The organism is Chryseobacterium foetidum (assembly GCF_025457425.1).
Classification (GTDB): domain Bacteria; phylum Bacteroidota; class Bacteroidia; order Flavobacteriales; family Weeksellaceae; genus Chryseobacterium; species Chryseobacterium foetidum.
The window spans coordinates 3386930-3400706 of record NZ_JAMXIA010000001.1 but is presented as its reverse complement, the minus strand read 5'-3'; the positions used below and the strand labels follow the sequence as shown (position 1 = coordinate 3400706).

At 32.5% G+C, this 13777-nt stretch carries 9 protein-coding genes and 1 pseudogene; 3 read left to right on the top strand and 7 right to left on the bottom strand.

From position 1 onward, the window contains the following. Positions 1-39: 39 nt before the first annotated feature. Complete coding sequence (locus NG809_RS15745) at positions 40-204, bottom strand: hypothetical protein (RefSeq protein ID WP_262152222.1); 165 nt, start codon at positions 202-204, stop codon at positions 40-42. 38 nt (positions 205-242) lie between these two features. Next, positions 243-503 (bottom strand): annotated as a pseudogene (locus tag NG809_RS18435) (recombinase family protein); the annotation flags it as partial. A 351-nt stretch (positions 504-854) separates the two neighbouring features. On the opposite strand from NG809_RS18435, the gene NG809_RS15740 reads away from it, so the two are divergent. Genes NG809_RS15740 through NG809_RS15730 form a run of 3 tightly spaced genes read left to right on the top strand, consistent with a single transcriptional unit; the run spans position 855 to position 2428 of the window. Continuing rightward, the gene (locus NG809_RS15740; protein ID WP_262152221.1) at positions 855-1127 is read left to right on the top strand and encodes a hypothetical protein; all 273 of its coding nucleotides are present in this window, start codon (positions 855-857) and stop codon (positions 1125-1127) included. Position 1128: 1 nt separating this feature from the next. Continuing rightward, a complete protein-coding gene (locus NG809_RS15735) occupies positions 1129-1551 on the top strand; it encodes a hypothetical protein (protein ID WP_262152220.1) in 423 nt (140 codons plus the stop codon). Positions 1552-1567: 16 nt separating this feature from the next. Then, positions 1568-2428, top strand: a complete 861-nt coding sequence (locus tag NG809_RS15730) for a hypothetical protein (protein ID WP_262152219.1) — start codon at positions 1568-1570, stop codon at positions 2426-2428. An 853-nt stretch (positions 2429-3281) separates the two neighbouring features. On the opposite strand, the gene NG809_RS15725 is transcribed toward NG809_RS15730, so the two are convergent. The 5 genes from NG809_RS15725 to NG809_RS15705 are packed head-to-tail and all read right to left on the bottom strand — an operon-like array spanning position 3282 to position 13735. After that, complete coding sequence (locus NG809_RS15725; RefSeq protein ID WP_262152218.1) at positions 3282-6458, bottom strand: type I restriction endonuclease subunit R; 3177 nt, start codon at positions 6456-6458, stop codon at positions 3282-3284. A gap of 1 nt (position 6459) precedes the next feature. Then, positions 6460-8535 carry a DUF262 domain-containing protein gene (locus NG809_RS15720; RefSeq protein ID WP_262152217.1) on the bottom strand — a complete coding sequence of 692 codons (2076 nt, stop codon included), beginning with the start codon at positions 8533-8535 and terminating at the stop codon, positions 6460-6462. Then, positions 8522-10285: a DUF262 domain-containing protein gene (locus NG809_RS15715; RefSeq protein WP_262152216.1), complete on the bottom strand. Its 1764-nt coding sequence runs from the start codon at positions 10283-10285 to the stop codon at positions 8522-8524. The genes NG809_RS15720 and NG809_RS15715 overlap by 14 nt, the downstream gene beginning before the upstream one ends. After that, the gene (locus NG809_RS15710) at positions 10266-12140 is read right to left on the bottom strand and encodes a restriction endonuclease subunit S (RefSeq protein WP_262152215.1); all 1875 of its coding nucleotides are present in this window, start codon (positions 12138-12140) and stop codon (positions 10266-10268) included. Before NG809_RS15710 ends, NG809_RS15715 begins: the two co-directional genes overlap by 20 nt. Then, positions 12137-13735: a type I restriction-modification system subunit M gene (locus NG809_RS15705; RefSeq protein WP_262152214.1), complete on the bottom strand. Its 1599-nt coding sequence runs from the start codon at positions 13733-13735 to the stop codon at positions 12137-12139. The genes NG809_RS15710 and NG809_RS15705 overlap by 4 nt, the downstream gene beginning before the upstream one ends. Positions 13736-13777: the final 42 nt, after the last annotated feature.

Below are 13777 nucleotides of genomic sequence, written 5' to 3'. Positions count from 1 at the left end.
AATAAAATGTTTAGAACCATCAGTAAAAATACGGTGTTTTTAGTTATTATCTAATTTCAGATAGCACATACTCAAATATGCTCGTTTATTTTTTAATTTCCCATATTTTATTTCTTCATCTGTATGATGATCCAGAATTTCAGCATATCCATAAAATGTTGCTCTGGCCAATCCGAAAGGTTTGTAAATTTGTTCAGGACGCATTGTTGCATCTTTATAAATTGACCGTAGAAGAAGTAGCTTTATAATTGTTTTAGCAGTATAACCTTTCGGTCTGCCACCAAGTTTACTCTTGCTCTTGCAGATTGCAATCGTGCGTTGGTTCTTATTCTTATTAATTCTCTTTCATATTCAGCTAAGGAAGCCGTGAGATTAAAAAATAATCGCCCATTGATGGTTGAAGTATCGACCCCATCCATCAGACTTTTTATTATAATTCCTTTATCACTCAAACTTAAGACAATATCAATAATGTTTTTCAAACTACTACCTAATCGGTCATACCTTAGACATACAGCTCATCACTTTCTCTAAAACTGCTCGATCATCTTATCGAGCTCCGGGCGATTTTTAGTTGTGTCGGAAATTTTTACTGATAAATTTTTCACAAACTGCTTTTTGTAGGACTTCAATTTATCTATCTAAATTTTGATCTTTGGTCAAAACTCATGCATATCCTATTTTCATATTTTGTTACAATAAACTCAAGGGATTGCAAGATCCCGGAACTACAAAGTTATAAGCGATGAAAAGATCTTATCTACTTTGAAAGCAAGAATGAAAGTAAATCCAACGGATTTGTTTTGGTTTGGTTACTTCACTAAAGATTAATTATATTTGATAAAAATTAAAAAATGAGCGTAAAAGTTACTTTTAGAATTCCACATATATCTGAGTTGTGGACAGGTATGTACGAGTTTCCGGAATCACCAATCGTTGGTGACTCGGTAGATATTGTAGCTATGGAAGAAATCCCAGGTAAGAAACGAAGCGATGTTTTTACGAAGATTCTTGAACAAGAATTTAAGCCGGTTGGAAAAGTTACAGATAGGCAGTGGAAAAAAAGTGAAAAGGATGGTGTATATTTATATGTGACTATAGAATTAATTAAACAGCAACAGAGATAGTATGAAAAAAATCCTAATGTTATTTGTTTTAATATCTGGATTATTGTTTGGTCAAGATAAACAACTTTTTAAAACAGTATCTTATAATGATGTTATCAGCTTGTACAATGCAACATTAAAACTTGAAAGGGAAAATCTTTCAGACAATTTCGAACGTTGCAAATATATTATAAAGAACGCCAAAAAGAATGGTAATAACTATCAGTTGATGGTATTCAATATATTTCTGGAAGGACTTACAGAAGCTGAAAAAAGCAGTAATAGATCAATGTCTGTTATATCAGTTTATAAAGATTCAACGTCATATAATTTTTACGAAAGCTCAGACAAGTTCGTCAAAAGAATCTACAAGGAAAAATTCGACAATACTTTATCTGAAAAAGGTGATTATCCGGAGACCTATATCGAATCATATTTTATTTAAGAGAAGAATAAGCAAAATGAAAGAAATTACACCAGTAGAACTTCCAGAATCACCGTACAAGACTGTCAAAACATCGCAACTTACCTGCGGAATTATAATGCCAATTTCACCGATGGAAAACTGTACGGCAGATCATTGGCAAGAAATAAGAGCGTTACTAAAGGACGTTGCAACTGAAGCAGGATTCAAAACAGAAATTGTCAGCCAAGCTGACGAAACTAATGTAATCCAAAGAACAATTGTTCAAAACGTCTTTAAGAGTGATGTGATTATTTGTGACGTTAGCTGCAAAAATCCGAATGTAATGTTTGAGTTAGGAATGCGATTAGCATTTGATAAAGCAACAGTCATTATTAAAGACGATGTAACGGGATATTCGTTTGATACAGGTATTTTGGAACATCTGGAATATCCACGAGACCTTAGGTTGGGTAAAATGTTAAGATTTAAAGAAGATTTAGCCAAAAAACTTGAATCAACTTACAAAAAATCTTTGGCAGAAAATTACTCTATGTTCCTACACAATTTTGGCACTTTTAAAGTCGCTACATTGGACGAAGTTTCAGTTTCTAAAGATGAATATTTAGTAAAAAGCCTAGAAGAAATAAAAAGTCAAATTAATCTTTTGAAAAGGCAAGTATTACCCCAACATACATCTGGAATGTCTGATACTGCTAGGGCGGCACTTCGAGAAGCTAATCAGACTGCGTTCTTAGAAGCATATACTAATAAGTTCTTAGAAGAAAATAACATTGAATCTATAAATGGATACTTTGAACCATTTTATAGATACATGTTAGAAAACAAAATGTTTCGCAATTTATTCGAAACCAAGGGAGAGGCTGTCGAATTTTTAGACAAAAAATTTCTTCATTAGATTTTTATAAAGGTAACTTTTTAATAAAGTGACCTTTTTCTTTTAATCTTATAGCCTGTTTGAATTTTATTCATTAAAATTTTTATGGTGGATAATTTGACCATAATTTCAGAATTTTCCATTAGGAGTTCATAATTCCTACATAATCTTCTGTCATTATCAAACCAGGAAAGTTCTCTCTATCACCCATCTTTTGAGCCTGGTATAAAATCTGTTTTCTTATAATCAGTTCTCATTACAATATTGATTAAATATCCAAACTTTTTTTTCACATGTTCTATGATCTCTCCTCTGTATCCGCCATCGGCAAGAATAATTTTCACATGACTTAAAAAATAAACTAAAGTTCTAATTAACAACTCTGTGGCTTTACTATCATGAATATTGTTACTGTCACCATGATTGCCAATAGAAATCAGTTTTATCGACCATTATGTGTCGTTTAATTCCCTTTACTTTTTTATTCCCGTCAAATCCCTTTAATGATTGGTTGTTTCTCCATCTAACACCTTGATTATCCATAATTCTAAACTATGCTATTTGTTTTGTTTTCTTTTTAAACTAGAATCTGATATATTTATTTCCAACATACATTTTCCTAAGCTATCAATTATAAAACAAATATTCGGACTTCTATTTTTCCAATCCATTCAGTGCCAAAATGATATTGCTAAATAATTTTTCATTACGTAGAACCAATACACTTCCTCTCGTCTATGTGCAATATTGCTTTTTCTAAAAGTAAAGTTTAGTTCAGAATTATATTTTCTTTGCTCAATCAGAAATAAATATAATTTTTCATGAACTTCAACGATATCCAACATATAATTTAATTAATTTTTTTTCAAATCCACTACAAAAATGTATATGAATATACATGCTGATAAACCGCAATACTTTTCAAACTCACTTCCTCGTCAGTATATTTTTGTTCTGGTAACCATAACAACTGATCGTAAATAGCAGTTTTTACTCCAGCTTTTAATTCGCGGCTTTCTTTCCAATTAGGAATATTTAGTTTTTCTTTTTGAAGAGTTTCTAAAGTTTTTTGAGCTACATTTTTCACTTCTTCTCTTTCTGATTTTGTTAAATCTTTATTTTGAATAAGCAAATCAAAAATTGATAAGGTTGGTTGATCTAAATTTTCAGTGTAAGCTCTTTTTTCTTCTTGTGATAAAGTCGCTATAAACGCTGTTAGATTATCGAAGCTCCGCTTCAATTCTACTTCACTTTTACCATTATTATAAGCCTCTACTATTTCTTGGTATCGCTCATAAAAATCTAAACGCAAAGGATTTTCTTTTAGCATCTGCTCTAATTTTTGCTCAACCGCTTTATTTAAATCATACACTAATTCGTTTTTACGTTGAACTTTCTCAAAAGCTTTTCTTAGTTCCTCAAAATTTAATTTTGATAAATCGATTTCGATATTTTTTGGTTCAGCAGTTACATTGTCAATTACTATAGAATTGTTAACTACACTTTGTAATTTGGAGATAATTTCCGTTACATCGGCAGATTTTATTTTCTGATTAAGCTTATTATAAATGGCGTCAATAGCATTGTATTGCTTAGTAAATTTCTTTGCTTGCTTCTCAGGAAATAAAGCTTTGTATTTGCGAAACACATTTCGAGCTGCAATTTCAAATTTCGCGCGAGTTTCATCATTTCTACAAACAGCATTGGCTCCGTTGTTTACAGCAGCAATTTTTCCCATCGGAACAGCATCAATTAATGTCAGTATATCAAAATCCAAATCTTTCAACATTAAAATAACCTCATCGATGGCTTCTTTGATTTCGGTTGCCATTGACTCCAATTGCTCGAAAGGTTTTTTATCATCTTTATCGTTTCCTGCACCTGCGCCCTTGGAAGCTTCACCATAAACGGAATATGCTTTTTCTAATTGCTGATATACATTTCCATAATCTACAATCAGCCCATTTTCCTTTTCATCATCATAAACCCTGTTTGCACGGGCAATGGTTTGCATCAAAGTATGACCTTTAATAGGTTTGTCTAAATAAACAGTGGAAACTGAGGGTGCGTCAAAACCTGTAATCCACATTGCACAGACGATTGCCAAACGAAAAGGATTATCTTCATCTTTGAATTCTTTTTCCAGATTACTACTCACCATTCTTCTGCGATGTGGCTCTATATTTAAGTTCATTTTTCTGAACTTATCCATTTCATTTTGTTCTGAACTTATCACGACGCAAACTTCAGTGGAGGAAACCAAATTGTATTTTCTTTGCAGTTCCTGTTCTTCCTGAATATCTTTCGATTTTTTAATTTGATTTTTTAAGTCAATTAAATATTCCGGCAAATATTCCATTACGTAATCATACATTCTAACCGCAGTCGGTTTGTCTAAAGCTACAAACATCGCTTTTCCCTGATAGCCTCGCTCATTAAAATGCCAAACCAAATCTTTGGCAATGGCACGCAAACGATGTTCTGAAGTGAGGATTGGATATTCCTTTTTAAACAGATAAGCCAGTTTCTTTTTTTGATCTTCGTCTAAATCTTCTTCCTCCAGAATTTCAGCCATTTGCTCATCTAACGCAGGATTTTCAATATTCAAACGTTCGCCACGGTTAAGGTATTTTAGCGGCAATGTTGCCTCATCTTCAATAGCTCTTTTAAAATCATAAACGGAAACATATTCACCAAAAATATTCTTGGTAACCTCTTCTTCATCTTTGATGATTGGTGTTCCTGTAAATCCTAAATAAGAAGCGTTGGGTAAACCAAAGAAACGCATATTTCTGGCATATTTTCCACCTTGGGTACGGTGTGCTTCGTCGGAAATAACTATGATGTTCTTTCTATCGGTAATTAAAGGATATTCTGTTTCCAGATTAGGATCGATGGAGAACTTGTGAATTAATGAAAAAACATATCTGTGATTTTCACTCAGCAATTCCCTCAAATGTTCTCTTCCTGAAATGCCTTTCTTTTTTCCTGCAATTACATTTTTATTCTTTACAATTCCTACTCCCGAAAAAGTATCATAAGCCTGATTTTCTAACTCTGTCCGATCCACAACAATAAGAAATGTGTACGAGCCACCGAATTTACGGTGAATCTTCTCACAGAGAAAAACCATAGAATAGGTTTTGCCGGAACCTTGTGTATGCCAGTAAACCCCTAGTTTTCCCTCAAGGTCTTCTATATTTTCAACATTGTCCAAAACTCTGTTGACACCGATGAATTGGTGGTTTTTAGCCATCAACTTTACGATAATTCCGCTGCTCTCGTCAAACAGCAAAAAGTTTTCAAAAATATCCATTAAGTTGTGAGGCGAACAAACACCACGAAGCATTGTATCTAAACTTACAACTCCTTCAGCATCCTCTGTAATTCTTTTCCAGTCTAAAAAGTATTTGTAGGGGCTTGTCACTGTTCCTACCTTGGCATCAGTACCATTGGATAGAATGACAAATGCATTGTGATGAAAAAGAGGTGGAATAGTATCTTTATAATCTTTCAAATTATCATCATACGCCGATCTCAAATCATTGGCGTGTGCTTTCAGTTCAAAAAATACCAAAGGAATTCCGTTAACAAATCCAATTACATCAGGTCTGCGGTTGTGCAATTCCCCTGTGACTTCCAATTGTCTTACCGCCAAAAAATCATTATTAACGTAATCTTGATAATCAAAGATTTTCAAGGATTTCTTTATCGTTTTGCCTTCTTCATTGGTAAAAGCAACCTCAACACCGTTTTTCAGCAACAGATATTTGGCTTTGTTTTCTTGTGCAATGGTTTTGCCAGCTTCTCGCTGTACAATTTTTTCAACCGCACGCGTGTAAGCCAACTCCGGCAATTCCGGATTGTATTTTTGCAACGCTTTTCGCAAAGCTCGTTCTAAAACAACTTCGGTTTTATTATCTCGTCCCAACAAACCATTTTCCCCAAAAGTCTCATTTTGCCACGCCGTTATTACAGTCCAGCCCAATTCTTTGAGAACGTCTTCGGTTGCTTGCTCTATGAGTTGATCTTCTGAGTATTCGTAGGACATATTAATTTTTTTTGACTTTAACCTTTTTTGAGAGTACAATAGGATTTCCCCCTTGAAAATTCCCTTTTGTATTTACTAGCTGAAATCTATTGGGAAAATATCTGTCTTTTTTTCTAAAATTCCATCCTCCAACAGCGATAAAAAAACCTTCAGACCACATTTTCTCTTTCAAATGATAGTTATACCATTGTATTGCCTCAAGCCAATCTTCTGTTTGCTCATTATATCGTGGCTCTACAACGATTTCACTTTCTAACTGAGATAGATTATCAGCAACTAAATAATCATTAAAAAAACGTGAAAAACATCTTTCATCTTCTGAATCTAAATCTCGTAAAATTCTTTTTTTACTATCAAAATCCAAATTATCATAGCCATTTGTTACCTTCTCATTCCAACATTTTCCATATGATATTAGACAACGTAATACTTTAGAATAATTTGTCCAATCAACGTTTTTATCTTGTTTTACAGGAAATAACTCGTAAAATTTGTCTTTAACTTGTCTTAGTTCCTCAATTGAAATGTTTTTTGAATAATTTAATAGATGTGCACTATTAATATTTTGTGCAAAACTTCCATCCAAATTAATAGGATGATCTTCAATCTCCCAAATTAGGGAAAGCATCTTATTAAAATAACCTTTATCTTTTCGAGCAGATAAAAATTTATATTTCAAGCTTTCTTCATCATTATTGTTTTCTCTTACCACACTCTCAAATCCTTTATTTTTGAATTTTTCAATATCATTCAAATTTGTCAGGACAGCTCTATTGTAATTATAGTAACGATTATAAATTATTCTTAAGGATATAATTAAATTTAGATCTACAATTTTTATATCTAAAAACAATTCCAAAATAGACCAGAGAAGTACCATTCTATTTTGTTCCGTACCTCTATTGGTGTCATCAATTTTTATAAAATAGTTAGTTTGATTATTATTTAGTAATCTGCGAATCTCATTTCTTGTTTTAATAATCCAATTGTGAGATATATTATTACTTTTACAAAACTCTAAAATTTCGCTACCTAATATAGTTTTTAAAGAATCAATATGTTTTTTTATTACTGCAATATCATTAAAACATCGTAAAATCTGATTATTGGTCGGAGTTAAAAATACTTTATCGATGTTTTTAATAATGATACCAACATTATTTTTTTGATTTTCTAAACCTGCAACACAATAGACAAACTCATTAAATACGTTATCAGCATTTTCGTGTTTTCCTCTTATAATCCAAAAATAGTTTTGCCATTCTTCCCATTTACTACCCCATTCATTTTTTTTCTCTAAATATGAAATCTTCGCAAGTAATTCTGCTTTTAAATTCTCATTGGATTGCATTCGCTCTCCTCTGGCGTTCATATAAATATAAAGTTCCTCACCTTGCTCGCTTATGTTGGTATCAAAATACCAAAATTGTACGTGGTTCAGCACATAGTCTTTAAAACTATTTATATCACTAATATTTTCACTCAAAAAATCTTTAATCGTTTTTAAGTTGTTAATAATGGATTGTATAGTCTTATCGTTTTTATAAAAGTTGTAGTACCAATATTGCTCTTCTAATGAGGTTTTTTTTTCTTCAATAGTATGCGTAATCGACTGATTTAAAAACAACAAACTTGCTTCACGAACACGATACTCGATAAAAGATTTTCCGTTTTTAAAATATAATTTGGAAAATTGACTTCTAAATTGTTCATCCTCTGACGCAATTGCAACAAGGAGCAAGTATATAGTAGTTAAACGTTGTTGTCCATCTATTAGAAAATATTTATCAGGATATTCAAAATCACTGTAAGCATAAATAAACCCAATACTCGTATTGTATTTTATTGTTTTATAATATTCACTTAATGTTTTTTCTAAAGATTTGTCATCATTTATAGTGATGTTTATTTGGGCTTTCGTTTCTAAAAAATTTAGAAAATCATCAAATATTGATTGTAACAACCCATTAACCTGGTCAGTACCCCACACATAATCTCTCTGGATTTCTGGAATAATAACAGACTCAATATTTTTATTAGAGAACAGCTCTTTAATATTATATTTACCTGCTTTCATGTTGAGCTTCTTCTTTTAATAAATTTGTTAAATCTGAAATTTTATCTTGAATAATTTGTGCGTGACTATCGATGTTTGTTTTGTTCCATCTGGTAAAATCATCTGGATTTTCATCAAAAATAGATTTCGTAAATATTTCAATCGTATGCGATGGTATAAATCCACCATTTTTAATTCGTTTTAATATTTTCGTTCTTTTTTCATCATAAAAACCGCATCCATTCAGAATATTATCTACGTTAGAAAGCAAACACATATTTCCTAAATGGTGAATGTATCCTGATCTTTTTAAAGCGTCTGTATAAATCTCTTTTTCCTCAGAATTCCTTTCTTTTTTCTTTAGTATACGTTTCACCTTTTCCTTATCATCTTCATTTACCATTTCAATAATATTCTCTTTATCAGAAACCGTGAGAATATTTTTTTTACCTTCTGGTGTCTGCGGGAAAATATGTTCTAACGTCCATTTTTCTTTAATATAGCTGTAAAAATCAAATTTTACATTTGTTGAAAATATATTTAAGGCTAAAAGAATTTTATGTATTTCACTTGGATTATCTTCGTAATTGATATCTAATCCAATAGGAATATTTGCTAATACTTTTTGCAGTAATTTATTGTAGAAGCTATCCTTAGATTTATATTTAAAATATTTGACAAAATCTAAAATACTGATTTTAGAACCTTTGTAAAAAAACAAATAGCCCAATCTGTTATGGATTATTGGATCTTTAATCCAATCTTTTAAAATCCAAAAGGTATTATATAATTCTTTTTGTATAATAGCAATATTTTGATGATTAAAGAAATTGAACAATTCGTGGTGACTTGTTTGTTCTTTAAAAGTAATATCTTCAATGTTTTTGGCAACCAATGAAAGAAAACCAAACATAGGATCATTAAACGAACCGAAATAAAAACTCCTAATCATTTTGTCATTTACCCAATTCTCAATCTCATCCCAACGTCTGCCTAAAATCAAGCGCTGTTCTTGAATTTCTCGAAATGATTTTTTTTGCAAATCAGTTGTAGTACGAGCTTGTTTTGTTATGAACAAGGCTTTGATTAGTTCTGCTTCGGTAAGTGGTATTTTATTACTGTTCAGATTTGAAAATACTTTTTCACTACTTACGTGTTCTACCACATTTACAATTATTTGGACTTGATTTAGTAGGAAACTATAAAACCTCTTTTGTTCGTCCTCATCAAATTCACTAAAAAAGGAATGGCATTTTTTTAAAGCTCCGAATATGTAATATGTGTCCTGATTATTAAAATACTCGTCATCAATAGTCAATCCCGTATTTCTATCCCATTCGCAAGCCAACAAAAGTTCTATTTTATCATTTTGATAGATATAATTCTTAAAAAAATTAGAACGAACGGCATAATCTAAACGGTCTTTAGCTATGTTTTCTACATCTGTTAAATAAGAAAGAACAGACAACATTATGGAAAGTGTAGTTAAACGTTGTTGCCCATCAATGACTTCTAAATAGTTAGTACCATCAATTTTCTTTAACGTGATATATTGTAGATAATAATCAATAGGTTTATTGCTGTCTAAAGATTTAACGAAAGCACTTTTCAAATCGCTCAATAAAATACTTACAGCTCCATTTTCATCAAACCCCCATTTATAACCACGCTGGTAAGAAGCAATATGATAAAACTCTGCTTCATAATCTAATAGACATCCATCTATGCCATTTGAAAATAAATTCTTTACATTATATATTAATTCTGCCATTTTCTAAACTTTGATTATACTCCAAAACTCCCCTCAAAAACCCAATCGCCCTCTCCACATTCGAATCACTAAAAATCGTTCGTTCCAACTTTGCTTCCCATTCTTTTTCAGATTTTATAATATCCAAAACATTAGCTGATGTAAACTCAAGATTCTTCTTAGAAAGCTCCACCAAACTATTATCAACTGTTGCCAAAAGTTCCAATTCATCATTAGATTTGAATTTGAACTCTTTAGTCAGCCAATCTAAATCTGAGATTTGCCAATAGTTGGAAAAATATGTTTTAGCATCTTCTATTTTTTCGGCAGATACAAAACCAGTCATTTTATTATTGCTTTTCCAATTTTGAATGTATTTATTGTTTAGAGCAATTTTTTCAGGACCGCCGTATTTTGTTTTTGGATTGTAAGGTCCTGCAGCTTTTCTCAGATAATCCTGAATTTTATTGTCTGAATATCTGTGAAAGAGATAAGAAAGCTTGGTATATCTTTTTCTGCCTAAAGGAAATTTTTCACTTCCAAATCTTTCAGTTAAACAAGCAATTAGAACTGCTTCTTTAAATTCTTTGGAAGCTTCTTTTTTAGGTTGTTCTAAAGGAATTACTTTAGCATCAGATGGTTTTGATTCTACACTTCCCACTTGTTCCGAGCTTTCCGAAACATCAATCATCCCCATCATCAACCTTGGCAACAAAATATCTCGTGCCTCACGTAAGCTTTGGTTTTGATCTTTTAAATTCCAAATATTATTTAAAATAGGTTCAGTGAAAGATTGCCAATCAACAAATAGTTTTTCATTGGGTAATTTAAAATTTATAGATTTTATAAACTTCGGATTAGCGTGAGGAATAGCAGCTCCCGTGTTATTGATTTGCAGCCATTCTAAATTATTTTGAAAATAAAAGAACATAAAACTAGCAGGAATTTTTTTAGTTTCTATTTTTGCTAATGTGGATCCTATAATTCCATTATCAGCTTGAAATACATATGAGCTTCTAGCGCCGTCCATTAACATTAAAATGTCGCCTCTCTTGACTAATTCGTGCTTTCCAATTTTTGTGTATTTGAAATTTCCTGATTCTATTGAATCTAACAATAGAACCTTTTCAGTTCCTTGTTCGTTTACTTCCAAAAACTCTTCAATTTTTTTCCCTTTTTTAAAATCCAAAAATTCCCCTAACTTCATTGTCTTCCAATCCTTCGGCAAACCATTCTCATCAAAAATCGCAGTTTCATAACCCGGAAAACGCATCCGCACAAACCATTCTTCGTAGGTTTGTTGTGCCATTTCTTCCAAAATTTTTATACGCTTTTGGTTGTTCTCTATCAAATCATCATAACCTGATAAAATGTTAGCAATTTTGCGCTGGGTTTCAAGTGGTGGAAGATTAATAGAAATAGTTTTTACATCTTCACCACTAATATTAGCTTGATTAGCAGCTCCCGTTGCTAACAATCCTACATTATTAAAAAAATCTTCTGAAGTTAAAAAGAAATACAAAAAATTTAAATCACATTTATCTTCAAATGCAACAAATCTGCCTACTCGTTGATTTAAAAATAGCGTTTTGTCTATTAAACTTTTACAAACTCTTCCTACAGCAGATGAGGGTAATGTTATATGAGAGCCTGTTAAAGCAATTAAAACATCTCCTTTATTAACTTTAAATTTTTCATTAACGATGAAATCTGTAGGTAAATAATCACAATGATTTATATTAATTCTTTTATCTTTTAGTTCCTTGATTTTTACAAGAGGTATGCCTTCTCTAACAAAATCTTTAGACTTAAAAGCAAACCCATTAATTACATTACAAATTTCTCCAAGTTTTACCTCTTTCCAACCTTCCATCATAACTTAAAAGTTTGAATTTGATTCATCAATTGGTTGGCTTCAGTATTCAGCTCAGCTAATTCGCTGTGCAATTCCTGCATTCGGGTTTTATAATCAAAATCCATATCAATGTCGATATTTACCCCAACATATCGTCCCGGTGTAAGGCTGTAATCTTGTTCTGCCACTTCTTCCAAGTCTACCACTTTACACAAACCTTCTACATCACGATACGTTCCATCAGGGAAATATTCATTAAACCAAGCATTGTCTTTAGCAACTTTAGGTTTTTCGCCACGGTAAAGCGCCATTATTGCAGTTAAGCCTTCCAACTGTTCCTCAGAAAAATCATTGATGGTGGTGCTTACTTTTCTATACACATTTCTGGCATCGATCATCAGGATTTTATCTTTGTTCGCTTTCGGTTTTCCTTTATCAAAAAACCAAAGATGACAAGGCAGACTTCTGGTATAGAAAAAATTATTGCTCACCGAAACAATACAATCTACATTGCCGGTTTTTATCAGTTCTTCGCGAATTCTTTTCTCTGCATTTCCTGCATCAGTCGCAGAAGAAGCCATTACAAATCCTGCGCGACCCGTCGGGTTGAGGTAAGACATAAAATACTGAATCCAGAGATAATTGGCATTTCCAATCGTTCCTTTTCCGGTCAGCGGCGCACCAAAAGGCAAACGTTTATCTTCTGCCAAAAATTTATTTTTAGCATCTACTTTATCTACATTAAACGGCGGATTCGCCATCAGGAAATCACATTTCCCAATCAACTCGTGCGGATCGGAATAAAAGGAATTGTTATTAGCAATCTTTCCTTCAATTCCGTGAATAGCTAAGTTCATTTTCGCCAAACGCGTGTTGTTGCTTTTGTATTCGGTACCATAAACCGTTACGGCTTGGTTCACACTTTTGTTTTGGGTGTCTTTAATAAAATGTGCGGTTTGTACGAACATTCCGCCCGATCCACAAGCAGGATCGTGAATAATCCCGTGATCTGGCTGAATAAAATTCACAATTAGTTGTACCAAAGACGGCGGTGTAAAAAATTCGCCACCTTCCTGCGCACCAGCTCCCATCATCGAGAGTTTCATCAGAAAATATTCGTACACTCTACCGAACACATCACCTCTTGCATTGCGCACCGAATCGCTGTTGAAAATACGAATCAAATTTGCTAAGAGGTTATTATCAGAATCATCTTCGGGCGTGAGTTCCTGATAATTTTTAGGTAAAATACCCGCTAAATCTTCATACTCAGTTTCAATCAGTTTCATCGCCGTGTTGATGGCCTCAGCTAAATCTTCGCTTTCAGGCAGACTAGCCAAATAACTGTATTGTGCTTTTTCGGGCAATTGCATTGCACCAGCTTGCGCAAAGTCATCTTTGGTAGCTTCACGTCTTTGTTGAGTTCGGGGGTTGATGGGTAAACTTTCCGCCAAATGTTCTTTGGCTTCTTCATATTTATTTTCAGCAAAACGGAGTAAAATTAATCCCAATAAAGGATCTTTGTATTCCGCAGCAGTCAGTTTTGAGTTGGCTCTTAATTCGTCCGCAGCTTCCCACAGTTCTATTTCGAGTTGTTTTATACTTTTTTGAGTCATTTTAATTTATTGAATACCAAGCAAATATTCATTATGCGAAAT